Annotated in this window: 23 protein-coding genes; 1 reads left to right on the top strand and 22 read right to left on the bottom strand. The window is 45.0% G+C overall.

The window, feature by feature from the left end; translation table 11 throughout:
• Window positions 1-87: 87 nt before the first annotated feature.
• Together RT084_RS00320 and RT084_RS00315 are read right to left on the bottom strand one after the other, a co-directional pair.
• A complete protein-coding gene (locus RT084_RS00320; protein WP_313097000.1) occupies window positions 88-1,392 on the bottom strand; it encodes a phage head morphogenesis protein in 1,305 nt (434 codons plus the stop codon).
• On the bottom strand, window positions 1,385-3,028 hold the full coding sequence (locus tag RT084_RS00315; protein ID WP_313096998.1) for a DUF935 domain-containing protein: 1,644 nt from the start codon (window positions 3,026-3,028) through the stop codon (window positions 1,385-1,387). The genes RT084_RS00320 and RT084_RS00315 overlap by 8 nt, the downstream gene beginning before the upstream one ends.
• Window positions 3,029-3,128: 100 nt before the next feature.
• On the opposite strand from RT084_RS00315, the gene RT084_RS00310 reads away from it, so the two are divergent.
• The gene (locus RT084_RS00310; RefSeq protein ID WP_313096994.1) at window positions 3,129-3,737 is read left to right on the top strand and encodes a hypothetical protein; all 609 of its coding nucleotides are present in this window, start codon (window positions 3,129-3,131) and stop codon (window positions 3,735-3,737) included.
• Here the strand turns inward: RT084_RS00310 and RT084_RS00305 are convergent, their stop codons facing one another.
• The 20 genes from RT084_RS00305 to RT084_RS00210 form a co-directional block, all read right to left on the bottom strand.
• A complete protein-coding gene (locus RT084_RS00305; RefSeq protein ID WP_313096992.1) occupies window positions 3,738-5,294 on the bottom strand; it encodes a hypothetical protein in 1,557 nt (518 codons plus the stop codon). It abuts the gene before it with no gap.
• Window positions 5,294-5,848 (bottom strand): DUF3486 family protein, encoded by a 555-nt coding sequence (locus tag RT084_RS00300; protein WP_313059973.1) that lies wholly within the window; start codon window positions 5,846-5,848, stop codon window positions 5,294-5,296. Before RT084_RS00300 ends, RT084_RS00305 begins: the two co-directional genes overlap by 1 nt.
• A gap of 99 nt (window positions 5,849-5,947) precedes the next feature.
• A complete protein-coding gene (locus tag RT084_RS00295) occupies window positions 5,948-6,262 on the bottom strand; it encodes a hypothetical protein (RefSeq protein WP_313059976.1) in 315 nt (104 codons plus the stop codon).
• Window position 6,263: 1 nt separating this feature from the next.
• Window positions 6,264-6,596 (bottom strand): hypothetical protein, encoded by a 333-nt coding sequence (locus RT084_RS00290; RefSeq protein ID WP_313096990.1) that lies wholly within the window; start codon window positions 6,594-6,596, stop codon window positions 6,264-6,266.
• Window positions 6,593-6,793 (bottom strand): TraR/DksA C4-type zinc finger protein, encoded by a 201-nt coding sequence (locus tag RT084_RS00285; RefSeq protein WP_313096988.1) that lies wholly within the window; start codon window positions 6,791-6,793, stop codon window positions 6,593-6,595. The genes RT084_RS00290 and RT084_RS00285 overlap by 4 nt, the downstream gene beginning before the upstream one ends.
• Window positions 6,783-7,037, bottom strand: coding sequence for a hypothetical protein (locus RT084_RS00280; protein WP_313096986.1), 255 nt, complete (start codon window positions 7,035-7,037; stop codon window positions 6,783-6,785). The genes RT084_RS00285 and RT084_RS00280 overlap by 11 nt, the downstream gene beginning before the upstream one ends.
• A gap of 8 nt (window positions 7,038-7,045) precedes the next feature.
• Window positions 7,046-7,663: a lysozyme gene (locus RT084_RS00275; protein ID WP_309595054.1), complete on the bottom strand. Its 618-nt coding sequence runs from the start codon at window positions 7,661-7,663 to the stop codon at window positions 7,046-7,048.
• Between the two features lie 153 nt (window positions 7,664-7,816).
• Window positions 7,817-8,215, bottom strand: coding sequence for a Mor transcription activator family protein (locus RT084_RS00270; protein ID WP_313059987.1), 399 nt, complete (start codon window positions 8,213-8,215; stop codon window positions 7,817-7,819).
• 48 nt (window positions 8,216-8,263) lie between these two features.
• Entirely contained in the window at window positions 8,264-8,683 is a 420-nt protein-coding gene (locus RT084_RS00265) for a gp16 family protein (protein WP_313096983.1), read from the bottom strand.
• A 2-nt stretch (window positions 8,684-8,685) separates the two neighbouring features.
• A complete protein-coding gene (locus RT084_RS00260) occupies window positions 8,686-9,402 on the bottom strand; it encodes a DUF2786 domain-containing protein (RefSeq protein WP_313096980.1) in 717 nt (238 codons plus the stop codon).
• A gap of 74 nt (window positions 9,403-9,476) precedes the next feature.
• Window positions 9,477-9,752, bottom strand: coding sequence for an HU family DNA-binding protein (locus RT084_RS00255; protein ID WP_409519586.1), 276 nt, complete (start codon window positions 9,750-9,752; stop codon window positions 9,477-9,479).
• A 69-nt stretch (window positions 9,753-9,821) separates the two neighbouring features.
• The gene (locus RT084_RS00250) at window positions 9,822-10,058 is read right to left on the bottom strand and encodes a hypothetical protein (protein WP_313078538.1); all 237 of its coding nucleotides are present in this window, start codon (window positions 10,056-10,058) and stop codon (window positions 9,822-9,824) included.
• A complete protein-coding gene (locus RT084_RS00245) occupies window positions 10,058-10,573 on the bottom strand; it encodes a host-nuclease inhibitor Gam family protein (protein ID WP_313096971.1) in 516 nt (171 codons plus the stop codon). Before RT084_RS00245 ends, RT084_RS00250 begins: the two co-directional genes overlap by 1 nt.
• 14 nt (window positions 10,574-10,587) lie before the next feature.
• Window positions 10,588-11,151, bottom strand: coding sequence for a hypothetical protein (locus RT084_RS00240; RefSeq protein WP_313096968.1), 564 nt, complete (start codon window positions 11,149-11,151; stop codon window positions 10,588-10,590).
• Complete coding sequence (locus RT084_RS00235) at window positions 11,148-11,513, bottom strand: LysR family transcriptional regulator (RefSeq protein WP_313078535.1); 366 nt, start codon at window positions 11,511-11,513, stop codon at window positions 11,148-11,150. Before RT084_RS00235 ends, RT084_RS00240 begins: the two co-directional genes overlap by 4 nt.
• Entirely contained in the window at window positions 11,501-11,869 is a 369-nt protein-coding gene (locus tag RT084_RS00230) for a hypothetical protein (protein WP_313096965.1), read from the bottom strand. The genes RT084_RS00235 and RT084_RS00230 overlap by 13 nt, the downstream gene beginning before the upstream one ends.
• Entirely contained in the window at window positions 11,862-12,530 is a 669-nt protein-coding gene (locus RT084_RS00225; RefSeq protein WP_313096961.1) for a hypothetical protein, read from the bottom strand. Before RT084_RS00225 ends, RT084_RS00230 begins: the two co-directional genes overlap by 8 nt.
• Window positions 12,531-12,596: 66 nt before the next feature.
• Complete coding sequence (locus RT084_RS00220) at window positions 12,597-13,379, bottom strand: AAA family ATPase (protein WP_313060006.1); 783 nt, start codon at window positions 13,377-13,379, stop codon at window positions 12,597-12,599.
• Window positions 13,380-13,460: 81 nt separating this feature from the next.
• The gene (locus tag RT084_RS00215; protein ID WP_313096958.1) at window positions 13,461-15,653 is read right to left on the bottom strand and encodes a Mu transposase C-terminal domain-containing protein; all 2,193 of its coding nucleotides are present in this window, start codon (window positions 15,651-15,653) and stop codon (window positions 13,461-13,463) included.
• Complete coding sequence (locus RT084_RS00210) at window positions 15,650-15,967, bottom strand: helix-turn-helix domain-containing protein (RefSeq protein ID WP_313060009.1); 318 nt, start codon at window positions 15,965-15,967, stop codon at window positions 15,650-15,652. Before RT084_RS00210 ends, RT084_RS00215 begins: the two co-directional genes overlap by 4 nt.
• Between the last annotated feature and the right edge of the window lie 145 nt (window positions 15,968-16,112).

Here is a 16,112-nt window from a genome sequence, read left to right as displayed (position 1 = left end):
GTATGGCATTGTGTACTCAATAGGAAGGAGCTCGGTTAAGCTTGTCTTATCCGTGTAATGTGCGGTTCGAGTCCCACCCAATGCCACCTAATTTGTCGTCATTAACGCGTAATGACTGCCATTTTCGATATTCTCTATCGTATCTACCGTGATTGTCCGTATCACATTGCCTGTAAATTTCTGTTTTTCATTAAAGATATTGTGACCTTTGATGTTTTCATTCAAGCGCATGACTAACCGATATTTTGAGTTTGGCACATCAAAGATGAACACAGGATAATTTTTTTTGTTATCCCAATACAGGGCATATTTGCCTGTCAAATTCTCGACAATATTTTCTACCCAGTCTTGGCTATGGGTTTTATGCTCACGAGCCAGATGATGCAGACTAATACGGTCATGCAAGGTAATCACCGCTGTTTGTAGTTCAAAGTTTTTTTCACTTGCCAAAGCCTCAATGAATACACTGGGAATCACCCCTACATGGCGAAACTCACCTTTGGCATATTTGGCATCAATGCCTTGCACCCATGTTTTTACTTCTTGATTAACTTGAGTTTTTATACGTGGCTGTGCCAGCGCTTGGCTCACCACACGACTGGCAAATTTTGGCTCTGCCAATATTGCCTTATCAAATAGCGTCTGCATGGGCAGTATCTTTGGTGCGTGATTAAAGCCCACATCTGTTTTAAACACCGCCCCATTATCCAGCTCAAACAGCGTCCGCTGGGCTTCCTTGCCATTGGGCAGTTCTACCACTTGGGTAGATAGCTTGCCCTCACTTTTGCTCACTTTGTAGCCGTAGCGGTCAATCTGTCCCTGTGTCAGCTCCACGATAGTACAGCGACAGTTATAGCCGTTTGGTGGGCTGATAGATGACCATGCAGGGTCAGATTTTTCCATGACCTTGCCATGCAAGGCTTTATGCGTTGGACGAGTGCGGTTATCCATGATGGCGGAATACATCACATAGCCGAATGGATCATCGTCACGGTCATTAAAGATAACTTGTTGTCGCCCTGCCTCATACGCCGCTGCCACATTGGTGCGATAGAGGGTCTCAAGGCGGTGCTGTCCACCTGTGACGACTTTTTTGGCATTGCCTTGAGCATCCACATTGATTTGTCCATCGTACCAGCCAGATTTTGCCAGTACTTTATCAATATCCTTTGCCCACGCCTTATAGCCCTTACCCTCTTGCATGGCATCAATGATGCTACGCTGTACAGTGGTTGCCAAATCCACATCCACCATCTTAGCCACGACAAAGGCGCGGTCATGGGCATTGTCCAGCAAATCAGTATATGCCCAGCTGGCTTTTGGGAATTTTTGCTCAAGGTAGTGGATAGCATCTTGTGGCGGTGATTTAAAATCAAATCCAGTTTTAGCCATTGCTACCTCTAGCAGTCAATTGGTCATCTATGCCCATTGCGGTGCTGATAGCAATCATCTGGGTAAGCGATGCTAACAGCTCTGGATTATCTGGCATATTGTCAGATAGATACCCCAAGGCTTCTTCAAAACTATCAAAGCCTTGCAGTTTTTCGACCATACCAGCCGTTAGACGCTGCCCAATTTGCCCCAGCATATCGTTAGATAGCACAGCGTCAAGCCCATTTTCTAACGCCATACGTTGGCTTTCTGCGGTAGTTTCGGCAGGGATAGCCGTATCAGTCGCTTGATTTAGCATGGCAATCGCTGGCAGTTGAGCGGTGAGTGGTGCTTGGTTGGTTGGTTGGTTGGCTTGCGCCATTGACAATACAGGCTCATCACCGCTGACCATTGGAATGCCAAGGCGTTTATGCGCCCAAGGGGCAGGTATTTGCATACCAATACTGACCAGTTTTGGCAGGGCTTCAGAATACACCCCGATATCTTCCGTTTCTGCCAAGTCAAAAACAAACTTCGGATAGCGACGTGGCGATACATTCGGATAGTTAATCCGCATCAATGCCCCAATCACGTCACGACTGATACTACTAGCAAGCTGTTTGGCATCACTGTCACGGATTTCTAAGCGTGTTTCCTCATGTACTTTGCCAAGGGCATTAGTTGATGACTTGCCATCGGCTTGACTGGTCAGCGTACCGCCTAAGATGGCTTTAGACTGCGACATCTCACACCACTTAATCATATCCATAAATGGGTCACTGCTACCCTTAGCAGCCTCTTTAAAATCAATCATCATGCCTTGTGGAATTATCCCTGCTGCACGGTGTCCGATTTCCATCACTGCCCTGAGCAAGGTTAATTTCTCCCCATCCGTAGCCCCAGCAGGATAAGTACCCAAGCGTAGCGGCAGCCCATAAATCTCAAGAAATTCTGCCAAATCACGCACACTGTAGTTTTTAAACACATACGACCATACCAACGCTCGGTGTAGTCCACCACGCACCAAGTAGCCCGATTTGGCTTTGTGGGTATGCACCAGCCACGCATTTTCCCAGAGCGGCTCATCATCACCCAAGCCATTACCCGCCAAAAGCAGCTCACGTTGATTAAATGGGTCAATGATAAACCGCTGCGGCACGTGCCACTGCATGTCATTAATTAGCCATACGTTACCTTCACGCACCCAGTGTAGCTCATGACAGCTAAACCCTTTACCAATTGCATCTAGGCTATCTGTGATAATGTCTTCAAAGTTTTCGATAATACCGATTAACTCACTGATAACTTCGGTATATTTTTGCTCATTAGCATCGGCATTTTTGGGGGCTTTGATTGACCAATCCAGCTTGGCAACTGTGCGTTTACGCTTGCTCATCTCAGCGAGCAGGTGCAAGTCACGCTCTTCCATGTCTTCAAATAGGGCAAGCATGGCATTCATGTTTCCCGCTTCAGCTTGAGTGAGTAGGGCATGGACTTTAAGTGGGGTGAGTCCGATGGCAGGGTGTTCAAACTCTGCACCGTAGGCGGTCATGCTGCGGTTTTCGGTTTGGCTTTGGGTGAGTTGGTCTTTGTTAAAGAGTTTGGGGATGTTTTTTAGGGCAGCAATGGCGTTAAGGGGTTGGTTGTACCATGACATAGGGTAGTCCTCAAGATTTTAACTTTGAGTTTATTGGTTTGTCATGGATTCAGTAATGTGGCATTATTCCGATTTAAACCGTTAGAAGTTAGGGATTGATATGCTAATCATCTTGTTTTTGATTTGGATTATAGCTTTAGCTATTGGGATTATTTTGGCAAACGTGTTTAAGGCAAAACAATCTTTAGGCATAGGATTTATGCTGAGTATTTTATTTACCCTTGCTACACTGTTGGTTTTTCCTAAAATTTTAGTGTTTGGTAAAGATGAACCACTACCACCAGTTACGCAACAAATATCCCCAGTACATCCAGAACCCAACAAAAAATATTCACTCAATATGATTACTGCCATGCAAAGGGATGCTGAAAAAGTAAATCGCTACTCTAATAAATTTAGGGTAGAGGCAGAAAGAGCATTTGAAAATCATGATTTTGAAGGCATTGGTAATATCGAGAGACAAATCGTAAAATTTCAAAAAGATGTAGACACTCGCAGAGGTCAAACTGCTGATGTTTTCAAAGTCTGTGATGACAACATTTTTGTAGACTTGCCAAACTACACTTTTATGATGAGCGAGTTACTGACAGGCATGAAGGACTCTGCTAACGATTTTCAATTAACCAAAACAGACTATGAAAAAAGCTTTGAAGCTTGCAAAGATGTGGTATATCGCCAGACCACACAGCAAATTTTTGAAGCGCAATAATCAACAAAACCCCTGCATACCACCCATATGCCAATCATCAAACATATCTTGCATATTTTTTGGCACATCACTGGGGCTTGGTGCAGGCGTCCATGCCATCGTTGCCATTGGCATAGTACTGGCATAATCACATAGCAAATGCGCGATACCAGAGTCACCATGCCTTTTGTTACTACCATCTTCCGACTTGGTACGCTGCTCAGGGATTTTTGCCACCCCTTTGACCTTACGAAACAGCAAATGGTCATCACGGATGTCTTTGTTGGCTGGCATATTTTCAATCATGCCATCTTCAAGACTGGCTTTAAAGTGTGGCGTATGCTCACGGTACCACCCTTCAGACAACATCACTGCCTCGACACGCTCACCCCACTTGATTTGCATCTGCTCCGCCAGATAACCACCGTTACCTGTGGCATCATGTGCGCCTTTGGCAAAACGTGGCAGCTTATCAGTTACATGACTGAGTATCTGTTTTTGCTGATTATAAGGTACTTTAATCATCTCAAGCACAAACGGACAATAGCGTTTAAGATTCAGCCGTTGACCTTGTACCCACATCGATGACGCATCGCGCTTACGGGCAAAGTCTAGCCCATAAAAATGCGTATCCTGCGGTTGCAAGCCCACTAGCAGCGGCTCAACCGTTGCTTTTAGCCAAGTCTCTACTTCTGTAGTGCGTGCTTCTTCTGTCCACGTATCAAAGCCTTTGGGTGCAGTAAAGGTCACAACTTGCGACTGCTCATCCGCCAATTTTTCAAGTAGGGCGGTGGATAGCCAACGCCCAGAGCCTTGGGATGGGATAACATCAAGCTCCTCGTCGGCATCATCGCCATAGAAGTCATAGACTTCCTTGACCCACTTGGTTTCCTCATCCGCATCGTACTCGATACCACGCCGCAGACAAACGCGCTTGTACAGCCCATCTTTGACAGCTTCATGAAAGTCGCAGCGAAACACCGAGCCTTTGCGCTTGCCACTACGAATCTCATTGATAAGTTCGTTAAATAAATTCTCATCACCATTGTGCGTTGAGATAATACGGACTTTACCACCCCAAATCAGTAGTGCCAGTGCCGCCTTGATTAAGCCAGCAAGGTCTTCATGGAATGCCGCCTCATCGATGACCACCACGCCTTGCTTACCACGCAAGTTAGATGGGCGACTAGATAGGGCAGTGATACGGTGCTTTGAATTAGGAAAGCGGATGGTAAAGGTTTTAATTTGCTTGTCTTCATCTTCCCACAATCCTTCTTCGATTTCGCTTGCCACATAATCAAACGAGCGTGCCCACATCGCACAGGCTTCGATGAACTCCATTGTCATGTCTTGGTTATAGCCGACATAATAGACGTTTTGCCCACCACTTTTTTTATCACTGGCAGCGATTAGCACATCATCGGCAGCCTCTGCCCACGTCAGACCAATACGACGAGACTTCTCAGCGACTTTAAGCTGGCTTTTATCCGCCACCCATGCCTGCTGATACGGCAATAGCACCGCAGGCGCAACGATACTGGCGGTGCTATCTAGTAGTGGTGGATTTTTACTTGGCATTATTCCGCAATCCCCAAAATCTCTTTTCTAATCATCTGGACGGTATCACCCGATAATCCACCTTTTGACACGATATTTTCTACCGCATCTGCTGCCTTTTGCGCCTTGTCACGTACTTCAACTTGCCATTTTTTCTGATTGACAGATGCCGTGGTGACATTGGCAATGCCTTTACCTGCTTGACCAAACAGCTTGATACGGTCAGCAGGACTCATGGCGTTTTCATCATCTTCAACCACCGATTGAAAATCAACGAGCGCGTTAAACAGCTCGGTTTGTACCAACGACAACACCGCCTGACTACGCACATCCGCGTCATCAGGTGCTTGCTCGGCTATCATCATTGCCGCTTGTGTTGACGCTTGGACAGCCGCTAATTTGCGCTCTACCTTTTGTCCATAGCGATGAATTGACGACTTGCTAATCTCATAACCTTGCTCACGTAGCCATGTTTCAAGGTCAACATAGCCATTAAAGCCATTATCAAACAGCTTATCATCTAACAGTTTCTTGATATCTGGTGGCAATCTATCAATCGCGCTTTCACGTCCCATGTTTACCCCCTATCGCCACAAGGCTACAGCAGTCACATAACCAATCACAAAGCCAACAATTCCGCCAAGCAATACACCCACACCAAGCATTTCCATGATTTAGCCCACCCAATACTTAGCAGGACGAGCGATACCGCTTGGGCAATCACTGGTATATTCGACCACATCGACACCATCAGCCGTCAGGCAGCCATGCCAATGACCAGAGGGTTGACGTTGCACCTCAATCATGCCTTTTTGCTCCAAATAACCCATCTGAGTATGTAGCTCATTAGCGGTGGCGTCAGGATAAATTTCACGCATCACATCAAGCAGCAAAGTATCCAAAGCTCCGATAGGACGGGCTTTATCAAGGGCGTTAATTAAATGCCAACGCATACCTGCACGCCGAGTTTTCAGCAAATCTACACTCATGTTATTTCTCTTTAGCAAATTGGGTTAAGGTTGTCTGTACGGCATCAATCTTGGCTTCAACAACCGTAAATGAACGAATAAAATCTTCTTTGGCAACATATTCGCGGGGCAACTCAGCTTTTAGTTTTAAGATTTCACGGTCAAGCTGGCGGATGGCTTCCGATTCTTTGCTCACATTGTCATTAACCTTGGCGATTTCAGCCTTCAGACCATCATCACGATCTTTTAGTGAGGTTTCAATACGTCCAAAAAATGCTTTACCCGCCCCAAATATTGAGCCAACAATGGTGATAGCGAGCATTATCGCTTGGTATGCTTCAAGGCTAAATGTCATCGTTTTTCCTCTAGGGCAGTTTGGCATTTGATACAGCGTACTGCCCACGGTACTGCTTGTTTGCGCTTTTCGCCGATAGGTTCGTCACAGTCGATACACTCAGTTGCATTCGTTGGTGCCTGATGATTTTTTGCGATTTGCTCATCTAGCCAGCGCTGTGCCTCATCATTGGCGCGGTCGATGATGTCAGTCATCATCAACTGCCTTTTTTACAATGGCTTGTGATGTGCTAAGCCGCAATAGAGCGTTGATAACACCTACAATGGAGGTGAGTAGCCCATAGTTTTCTGGTGTCATATATTGCTCGAGAGCAGGGGTAGCATTGGTGATAAGGCTTGCACCAACCACAAATAAGTTGAACCAAATAACTTTTGACTGCCACCAAGGTTTGACTAGTTGGACAACCACAGCGTTTTCATCTTGTTTAGTAATATCTGCCATTGCCTATCCTATGCCAAAAACAATTGGCGTTCTTTTTGACGACGATTCAGCAAGCCTGATAAAAACTTACCACCCGAATATTTATAAGCCAAAAACGCATCAGCGGCGGCTTGTTTATCACCATTTTTGAGATGTTTAATCACACTTGATTTTGCCAGTGCGCCTGTACCGATGTTATAAGCAAGGCTTACCAGAGCATCAAACATATTTTGTGATATTTTCCCTTGAGCGATTTCGCCCCGTAGCATAAGATTAACCGCAGGGACAAAGTCACGATTAGTCACGTACTGCTTAAGCTCTGCTGCTTGTGGCTCACTAATCGGTGCATCACGAGAAGTAACCGAGCGACCATTAGGGTAATAAGTATTACCATACCCGATTGTCCATACGCCTTTACTATCACGGTAAGGACTTGCACGGTAGGCTTCAAATTGCTTAATAAGGCTTGTGCCACTGGCGGATAATGACATACTGTCTTGCCAGTTATTAATTTCCATCAGCCATTGTTTAAGGTGGTCAGCCGACATGGTTTTGAGCAGTTCATTTGCGACATCCACTTCATTTTGTGATAGTTTTTTGTCGTTTTGCATGGCACGTAGCCAGTCAAAAAATTCTTTTTCAGTCATCTCTTAAGCCCTCGTATGCGGTTGATAGCATCATAAGCACAATCAATACTTAGCAATACGTGGCACAGTTCCGATTTTCTGATTGCCAAATTTTAGGCATAAAAAAAACCGTTAGACGGATTCACTTCTAACGGTTTTGATGGCGATGATTAGTTAATCAAACAGCCTAAACTGACTTCTAGCATACACCGCATTGGCTCTATCTCTGATATCTTTTTCAATGATTTTGCGGATGGTTCGCACGTGCAGGGCAAACTTGGTTGCAAGGCGATTGGGACATTCACCAGATTTTGCCAAGGCAATGATTTGCTGATTGCGTTTGACTATTTCTGCTTTTTTGTTGAGGGGTACATTGAGTACTTGACCATGCCAATAGCGACATAGACGTTTTGCCGTATCGATGCCCAGTGACCCAATCAGTTTATGGTCATTTTTTAGGTTGTCGACATGGGGAATATAAAGTTCAGTACCACCAAACTCAGACACGATTATTTGAGCCGCCTCAATCCCGACTATCATAGCAATGTTTTCATAGGTGGTGGTGACTGACATAGATGCCTCTTGATTTTGTAAGATAAACCGTTAGAATTACTCAGTTTTTTAAGTTTTACGCTTTTTATTATACGCTAAAGCAGCAACAATACCACGCAATTCATCACCATTGCAGAAGCGCAAATCTTCTTTGTTATACATCTTTTTTGCCATACCTTTGGCATACGCCCAAGGGTAGCCACCATCAGCAAGTAATGCACCAATTTTATCCAGCATTGGCTGATTGTGGTTGACGACATCAGGCTGTGGCTCTTTGGGTGTAACGGTGAAACCTTTGGATTTTAGCGTGTCGAGTATTTTGCGTAGTTCTGGCATGGTGCAGTCTTTAGATGACGTTTTACTCACGGTGTTGTTGAGTACTTCACGGTAAGTACTGTCATCCAATGCCAACTCATTTTTGGCGACATGAATTAGAGTAATGAGCTTACCACGCTCAATCTGGGCTTTGGTTTTGGGTTTGGCTGCCATGATTAATTCTCCAATAGTCCAGTGTGATGTGATCCATTCATCGCATTGTGCAGTTGTGCATTTTTGCCTTCCATGCGACCGTTCAAGTAATCATTCACCGATGCAGTAGCTTTTGAGTTACTAACCCTATCCAAGGCTTTACCAGTGGCTAGGTTTTTAGATTTCATTTTTTGCTTAATCAAATCCTTGTTCACGCTAGGTGGTGCAAGATTTCTAATAATCTTTTCCACACTATCTACCCATCCAAGACAAAATTCATCCGCTCGAGCGTATTTATTTTTTGCCAGTCGAACACGATTGAGCTTGGTCTTGATATATTCACGTCGGGCGGTTTTAAGCTGACGATTGAGTACATCAAAAGCATAACTAGCAATTTCCGCATACATATCTAAACCAACAAATACCCAGCTATTTTCATACTTAACTTTATCCCAATAGAATCCATCCGACTTACTTTGAATATAAAAATCACAGCCAAAAATATGAGCAATCAAGTAAGCTAGATTTACTTGGTATTGGACAGGTTTTCGACTTGCTGAAGTATCAGCCTTTGACTCTTTTATATCGGCTAATTCAACATCATCCAAACTAATACTATGTTTTTGCATCATGGCATGAGCCTGACGCAATGCCGTTGCTGCTTCATTCTCATTGGATGATTTGCTCAGACCTAGGCAGTGTTTTATTTTTCGTAAAATACTATCTCTATCATTACCCATAACTTTTCCTTATTTTTGTTACAAAAAAGGCGTGTCACCAACGCAACACGCCTTTGGTTAGTAGTAGATTGTGATTAGTTCACAGCATCTTTTAACGCTTTACCTGCCTTAAAAGTAGGCGTCTTAGATGCAGCGATTTGGATAGGTTCGCCTGTTTGTGGATTGCGACCTGTACGTTCAGCGCGTTCTTTGATTGAGAAAGTACCAAAGCCTTTTAGTTCAACCTTGCCACCACTTGCTAATGTGTCGACAACACCTGTCTCTACGGCTTGTAAGGCAGCAGTAGCTTGTGTCTTATTGATACCAGCTTGTTCAGCGATACGGGCGATTAATTCAGATTTGTTCATGATATTTTCCTTGTGTAGGGTGCGTTCTACGCACCATTGATTGTTAAATTGCCAGTGACCGACTGGCGGCAGTTATTGAATTTTTGGCAATTGATTTCTCAATGGCTTGATAGATTTCACGAAAGAACTACAAACATTTTTAGCTTGTTCTTCTGTTAAGCCTTTTGATTCTATTACCAACATGGTTTTTTTGATAGACGCTTCTATTTCACTATCAGACAAACTTACTAAAATAGTAGCTAGTGCTATATCCAAATAAACGGCTGCACCATCATTTTTAAGCATTTTTACAAAGTCATTAGTTTTCATCACTTCACCTCAACTTCAAACGGTTTAATTTCAAAAAATTCTTGACCGCTTTTGATAGTCACACCTGCCACATCCTTTACTGCTAGTGGGTCAGCCAAGATGGCTTCTTTGTTGACTTCTTCTTTCACGCGGATAAACTGGGTAAGACCTTTTTCTTTCAGACTTGCAATCACATCTTCAATCTTACGCAGGCTCACACTCGGTGGGCTAAACCGCCAAGAGACTTCACCCGTGATTAGGTTTGCCGTTTTCAGTCCTTTTTCTAGGATTTTGGTACGATTGGCAGCGCACCAAATTTCCACTGCCCCTGTCATCTGCTCAATTTCTTGCTTTAGCCCATTGATAGATTCCGTGTAGCCGTTGGTAATGGCTGCCACTTCGTCATTCATCTTGGCTTGCAGTCGCAATACCTCACGATTTTTGTCGCCGATATGACGAATAAAGTCTTGTACTTGCTCAAGGCTCTGACAAGCGATGATAGTGGCGACTGCTTTGATTTTTGCTTTTTTAGCCATTTGGCTGCTCCTTGTTAGTAGTTGGATTTGATACGTTCATATGTTTCATCTAGGGACTCCCCAGGTTCTCGTGCTTGGTTTACGATATCCCAAGTTTCTTGCTGGGTACGCCCAGCAAATACAGGCTTTTTCACCCCGTTAAATGCCACTGTCTCGCCATGAGCTGCACTGGCATTGGTGGTTTTAGCAGGAGCATCTTTGCGTGGATCAAACTGCCGCATCACGGCATACAGCCAGTTATGGTTTTTCAGCGGTAAGCTCAAGCGACCTTCATCACGGGCTTTAATCGCTTGCTCAATCGCCCACACCCACGCAGGGATTGGGGTATCAAACGTGTGACGATCAAATGTTACTTTTCCAGCTTTTACTACTGGGTTTAGCTCAGCCAATAGCTTGGCAACACGGTCAAAACTCAAGTCACGACCCACCGAGCGGAACAGTCCAAGATACTGGATAATGGGTGTTTTTAGTTCTGGTGGTACATCAAACGCTTGCAAAAACGCATCCCCGCCTTTGTTAGCCATGACAAGGCTATCAAGCGAGTGGGTCGCACCACAGTTTGGGCATTTAGTTTTCATCTATCCCCCTTCGGACAACTAGCTTTTGGACAGTAATCACATTTCTGACACGCTTGCCAGTGCCGCAGCTTAGCAGGGTGATGCGTTGGCGCATCCCCGTTTGCATGGTCGATACAATATTGACGGCTCACTGTTTCCCCAACGTATGGGCATAACACTTGCTTGCGATACTCAATGTACGCATCACGGATTTTGTCAGTCTTGCCCACATAGTTGCCACTGATAGCCAGTGACAGACTAGGGCGGGCATAGCCGATTTTTTCAGCAATGAGCGTCAGGCTACAGCCATCTTGCTCTGCTTCTTCTTTGACCGCTTCCATCCAGTTATCGACAGTGACAGGGCTGATTCTTAAAGCACACATACCAACAGTCCCCCACAGCTAATCACCAAGCAAACCACCACAACTTCAAGCCAGCGCAAACGATTCATCACATGACGCATCTGAAATTCAAGCTTCATGATGTCGCTATCAAGCACTTCTTGATTGCGGTATAAGGACTCGTTAGTCATACGCTGTTTGCGTAGCCAGTCATCAATCAACTTACCATCCTTCGGCACACGTTTTTTGGGTGCTTGCAGGTGTGGAAATTCACTATCTTCATCGGTTGGCACTGGGTAGATGGCACAAGCTTGTATGGGCTTGTCATCAATTCTTTCCGTGTCGCCCACCCACTGAACCATTCTTGGGGTGGTATTTGGAGTTAAAGTATTAGTCACGGTCAGTTTCCTCTTGATTTTGATTTTGTGGTTTTGGGTCATACACGATGATGCCTAGATTTTGGTCAAATACTTTTTTACCACGCAGGATTTGTGGTGGCTTACAGCCCGTATCTTCGACTAGTCGGTAGGTTGTAAACTCATTAGCATTCACACTCACAGGTTGTAGATAACCAGCAATCATCAATAGACGCAGATAAGTAACAATTGCCCCAAGCTGATCGGCGCGTCCAATGACGGCGTTGATTTGACGAGAGTTAAATGTTTTTTGGATGCGCATGGCACGCCAAGCCGCTTCATTGAGCTGCTGTGGTACATATTCACCTTGTCGGTTTACACGCGGTGGCTCTTGACCGATATCTTTAATCAGAACAAAGGTCGGTATGGATTTTTTCCAAATCCCTTTATTTTTTTGCACATAACCCGTGGCTACCCAACCATTGATGAGATATTCGATTTGCTTGATGGTAAAAGGCAGCGTCAGCACCATATCTTGCACGCTTAGCTCTTTACCTGTGCGCAGCAAATCCCACACTTGTTCACGCATGTTGCGGACGGGTGCAGATGGCTTGAAGTCAAATGCAGGATTACGCTGCCATTTTTGTTTGATATCACGACGAGATGTACGTGATTTTTTGATGGTTTGATTTTGCTCCAACATAGCTACTCCAACGCTTGGAGTCAGCTCAGTATCGTTTTTAGTACAGCAACAACACATAACTACCTCCTAAAATGACCGTGGTTTTGGCGACTCGCCCGTGATAAAGCCATTGGGCAATAGACGACGCAAATCTTCCATCACCACGCTACGTTGCCCATTTTCTAAGGCACGCTGCGCTAGCATCTCAAGATTGGTACACACACGGCGAGTCGAGCCGCGCACTGCGCCAACAAGTTCAGCCAGCACATTTTCATCAATCGCCACTTTTGGGCTATACACTTGTGCCAGTAGCACCGCATCCGCCACGCTAGCAGGTTGCGCTTGCACCCAGTTCAGCACGCGCCCGTGGAATCGCTCCCATCGCTCAAGCTTACGTGGTAGCATTTCTTCACCAATGATGATGATTGTGCCTTGACTAGACTCATAAATATCCCGAATCATCTCAACTTTCCCAGAGGCAGTAGCTAGGTGGTCAAACTCATCTACGATGAGCGGCTTACCACTTTTTGCCAGTTCATCGGCGATTAGCTGTAGCATCCCAGTCGCGGTACCAACGGGTGCGATATTCATCTCACGCAGTACTTTTTCAAGAAATGACTTCTTGGTATCGATACTTGACGCTTGCACATAGTAGGCACGGGTATGTGTCGCAACGAAACTCGCTGCCACTGACTTGCCAAAGCCACTAGGCGCATAAAACACACAGATACCGGGCAAGTTATGATGACGGTCAGTGGTGCGAGCGATGGCATCATGCAGTACTGCTACATTGGTCACTTGAGCAATCCCACCCACCGCTTGCACATGCGTCTGGGGAGCAGAATTGACATTTTTTGCATTTTCTTTCATAATAAAAATTCCAAATTTACTGTATTTCGATAACAAAGGACGGCAATCCCCAGTTATCACCTAGTCATAGCGTCTATTCATTTATTTGGATAGACGTTTTGCTATTTCCTCCTCTCGTTCAAGTTGCTCTAAGTGCGCTTCATGTTGCGCCATCTTAATTCGCCAAGTTTTTGACAAAGCGAATAACTCATGAAAATCAAAATCGTTAGAATCCAGTGTTTCACCAGCTTTGTAGCGACTATCTAACGCCAACCACCGCTCAAACCGCTCATCATCCGTTTCATTCATGATTTTCATATCAGGTACATCATTGACGGCACTGGTCATCATTGGCTTTGGCATTGAGATTACTTCCACCGCTTCAGCTTCGATAGTTTTATTCAAGGTTGCAAACGCCTTATCAATCTGCTCTTGAGGTAGTCGCATGGTATCGATATGCTCAAGCACACGGCTTGGCGACATCGTTTCAAGAATTTCATTGCGCTTGACATCATTGCGTTTAAGCTGACCCAATGCCCGTTTCTCATGCGCCTGTTCGATGACAGGTTGAGCAAAATAAGCCCGCGTATTGGCTTCAAATTTCGCTACAGCGAGCAGTCGACCACTCACATCACGCACCCACACTTGGCTGGCGTCATGAATGTCATACCCCACGTGCACTGTTTCACCGTGGTACTGTTCAAGGTCACGGCTAAAGTACACATGGTTAAACATCTTGATTTCACCGCGCAGTACTTTTCTCTCAATGTATGGGCGGAACAAATCGACCATATCCGCCTCATGCACCTGTACCAGTGGCTTGCCTAGATTGACCATCATTGTCAATTTTTCATCCCATACTTGTTGCGGTGTCAAATGCTCCTTGCGACCTGTCAACTTGTTATGGCGTCTTGGATGCGCATGGTGTGGACGGTTGTTATATCGCTGCATCTCGTCATGGCATAGGGTCATAAAATCATCCCAAGCCAGTAGCAGCTTAGATTCGCCAAACGTAGCGATATCTTTACGCGTTTTCTTAAACACTTTTTGGCGGGCTTCCTTATCCATGTCCACGCCGATATAGGTTGGCAACCGTTTTGCTGCCTGTATCCAAATTGACTGGTGCGAGCGTTCCACCACGCCTTTAGCTTGACTGTTATAGGGTAGGGAATGGGTCAAGGTTGAGCCAAGTCTATCCATCAAGCCACTACCATCACGGCTCATCATGGCGTTTTTATAGCCACTACCATTGTCGACATAAAACAGTGCCATTACCCCATTGGTACACACAGCCGTCCGAATCGCATCCAGTACTGCCAAGCCACTTTCAGCTAAATCAATACTAAATCCGACCAATTTACGGCTTGCCACATCAATGATGGCGGTAATCTCTGGGCGAAATGGTCGCCCCGATATGGGATGAGCCACTTCTGCATCAAAGGTATGACCATCGGCGGTATACACGTCAGTGGGGAACAGCTCAGACGTATCACGGCGAATAAACGGCTGGATATTTTTAAGCTCACGCGCCCCCATGCGTCCACGTTCCAATTCGACATTGCCCACATGAGTACGCAAAAAATAACTGGCTTGAGCATAGCTAGGCACATTTTCACCGCCCATCACATTTACCAATTCACGCATGACCATCGATAGGCTAGGCTTAGTCGGCTGCCCCCATAGCTTGAGCAAGGTCGCACCCCACACTGGCATGGTTACATCACGGTGTTTTGGGGCAAGTACAGCTACTAGACTGTTATCACCTGCGTGTTCAGCGAGTTTTAGCCAGTTAAACAGCGTGGCACGGCTTACTTTGGCATTGCCATCTTTACCGGCTTTCGCATTGGCACGGCGCACGGTGTCAGCAAGGGTCGCGGTTAGCTGACCGTTTTTGCTATCCGTGGCGAATTTTTCCACAGCTTTGGTTTTGCCCAGTAGGTCAGCCATATCTAAGACATGGCGCACGATAGCAAGGCGAGCGGTACCGCAGTCACGTTGCCAGTCTGCCAATAGGGTAGGGTTGAGGGCTTCCACAGTGGCGACGGGTTTATTTTCAATGGTCGCAGGAAGCTCAACGCTGTCCGCCATTTGCTTAATTTGAATACTTTTAGCTACTTCTATATATTCAGTTGGCAATCGATAAGCCTTAGAAACACCACCTTTACCAACATTTCCTTTAACTTCAATATATTCCCAATCTTCTTTCTTAGCTTTATAATCTAAAGCTTGCCTTGAGTTTGGAAAGTCTGGAATATTCAAAGCCAGTATTTCTTGTAAAGTTAAATACTTTTTCATGACATCAACTCGGCGACTGTGGTATATTTAGCTGCATAACGTGGACGCACACGGTTGCCTTTAACATCCCAACGAGTAGGAAAAATATACTGTACGGGAATATTTAAAAAAGTAGCCAACGCAATTTCGCCTTTGGTATATGGTTTTTTAAAAGCTACGCTAACAGCAGAGCGACCAAGACCAGCATTCAGCGAAATTTGCTCAAGTGTAGAGCCTTGTTTCTCAATCAATGCCTTGATATCAGCAGGATGATAGCTACCATCTGGCTTTTTAGTTAAGCCTTTTAATAATGGATAATCATCAAATAAAGCCATTGTAAAAACCTTAAATCAGCTTCGGCTGATTTTTTAAAATAGGGTAATGTTAGAATTAATTAACCTTGTTTCTAACATTATAGTAAGCAAAAAAGTATGTGTAAATACTTTTTTGCTTACTAAACTGAAAAATAAATACTATTCT

This window comes from Moraxella sp. CTOTU48717 (genome assembly GCF_032057165.1).
GTDB classification, from domain to species: Bacteria; Pseudomonadota; Gammaproteobacteria; order Pseudomonadales; family Moraxellaceae; genus Faucicola; species Faucicola tetraodonis.
This window is presented reverse-complemented; position numbering and strand designations above follow the sequence as displayed.

Bases quoted from the DNA above. Each gene is read 5' to 3' on its own strand.
- RT084_RS00320 (WP_313097000.1), bottom strand. From the start codon at position 1,392: ATGGCTAAAACTGGATTTGATTTTAAATCACCGCCACAAGATGCTATC.
- RT084_RS00315 (WP_313096998.1), bottom strand. From the start codon at position 3,028: ATGTCATGGTACAACCAACCCCTTAACGCCATTGCTGCCCTAAAAAAC.
- RT084_RS00310 (WP_313096994.1), top strand. From the start codon at position 3,129: ATGCTAATCATCTTGTTTTTGATTTGGATTATAGCTTTAGCTATTGGG.
- RT084_RS00305 (WP_313096992.1), bottom strand. From the start codon at position 5,294: ATGCCAAGTAAAAATCCACCACTACTAGATAGCACCGCCAGTATCGTT.
- RT084_RS00300 (WP_313059973.1), bottom strand. From the start codon at position 5,848: ATGGGACGTGAAAGCGCGATTGATAGATTGCCACCAGATATCAAGAAA.
- RT084_RS00295 (WP_313059976.1), bottom strand. From the start codon at position 6,262: ATGAGTGTAGATTTGCTGAAAACTCGGCGTGCAGGTATGCGTTGGCAT.
- RT084_RS00290 (WP_313096990.1), bottom strand. From the start codon at position 6,596: ATGACATTTAGCCTTGAAGCATACCAAGCGATAATGCTCGCTATCACC.
- RT084_RS00285 (WP_313096988.1), bottom strand. From the start codon at position 6,793: ATGATGACTGACATCATCGACCGCGCCAATGATGAGGCACAGCGCTGG.
- RT084_RS00280 (WP_313096986.1), bottom strand. From the start codon at position 7,037: ATGGCAGATATTACTAAACAAGATGAAAACGCTGTGGTTGTCCAACTA.
- RT084_RS00275 (WP_309595054.1), bottom strand. From the start codon at position 7,663: ATGACTGAAAAAGAATTTTTTGACTGGCTACGTGCCATGCAAAACGAC.
- RT084_RS00270 (WP_313059987.1), bottom strand. From the start codon at position 8,215: ATGTCAGTCACCACCACCTATGAAAACATTGCTATGATAGTCGGGATT.
- RT084_RS00265 (WP_313096983.1), bottom strand. From the start codon at position 8,683: ATGGCAGCCAAACCCAAAACCAAAGCCCAGATTGAGCGTGGTAAGCTC.
- RT084_RS00260 (WP_313096980.1), bottom strand. From the start codon at position 9,402: ATGGGTAATGATAGAGATAGTATTTTACGAAAAATAAAACACTGCCTA.
- RT084_RS00250 (WP_313078538.1), bottom strand. From the start codon at position 10,058: ATGAAAACTAATGACTTTGTAAAAATGCTTAAAAATGATGGTGCAGCC.
- RT084_RS00245 (WP_313096971.1), bottom strand. From the start codon at position 10,573: ATGGCTAAAAAAGCAAAAATCAAAGCAGTCGCCACTATCATCGCTTGT.
- RT084_RS00240 (WP_313096968.1), bottom strand. From the start codon at position 11,151: ATGAAAACTAAATGCCCAAACTGTGGTGCGACCCACTCGCTTGATAGC.
- RT084_RS00235 (WP_313078535.1), bottom strand. From the start codon at position 11,513: ATGTGTGCTTTAAGAATCAGCCCTGTCACTGTCGATAACTGGATGGAA.
- RT084_RS00225 (WP_313096961.1), bottom strand. From the start codon at position 12,530: ATGTTGGAGCAAAATCAAACCATCAAAAAATCACGTACATCTCGTCGT.
- RT084_RS00220 (WP_313060006.1), bottom strand. From the start codon at position 13,379: ATGAAAGAAAATGCAAAAAATGTCAATTCTGCTCCCCAGACGCATGTG.
- RT084_RS00215 (WP_313096958.1), bottom strand. From the start codon at position 15,653: ATGAAAAAGTATTTAACTTTACAAGAAATACTGGCTTTGAATATTCCA.
- RT084_RS00210 (WP_313060009.1), bottom strand. From the start codon at position 15,967: ATGGCTTTATTTGATGATTATCCATTATTAAAAGGCTTAACTAAAAAG.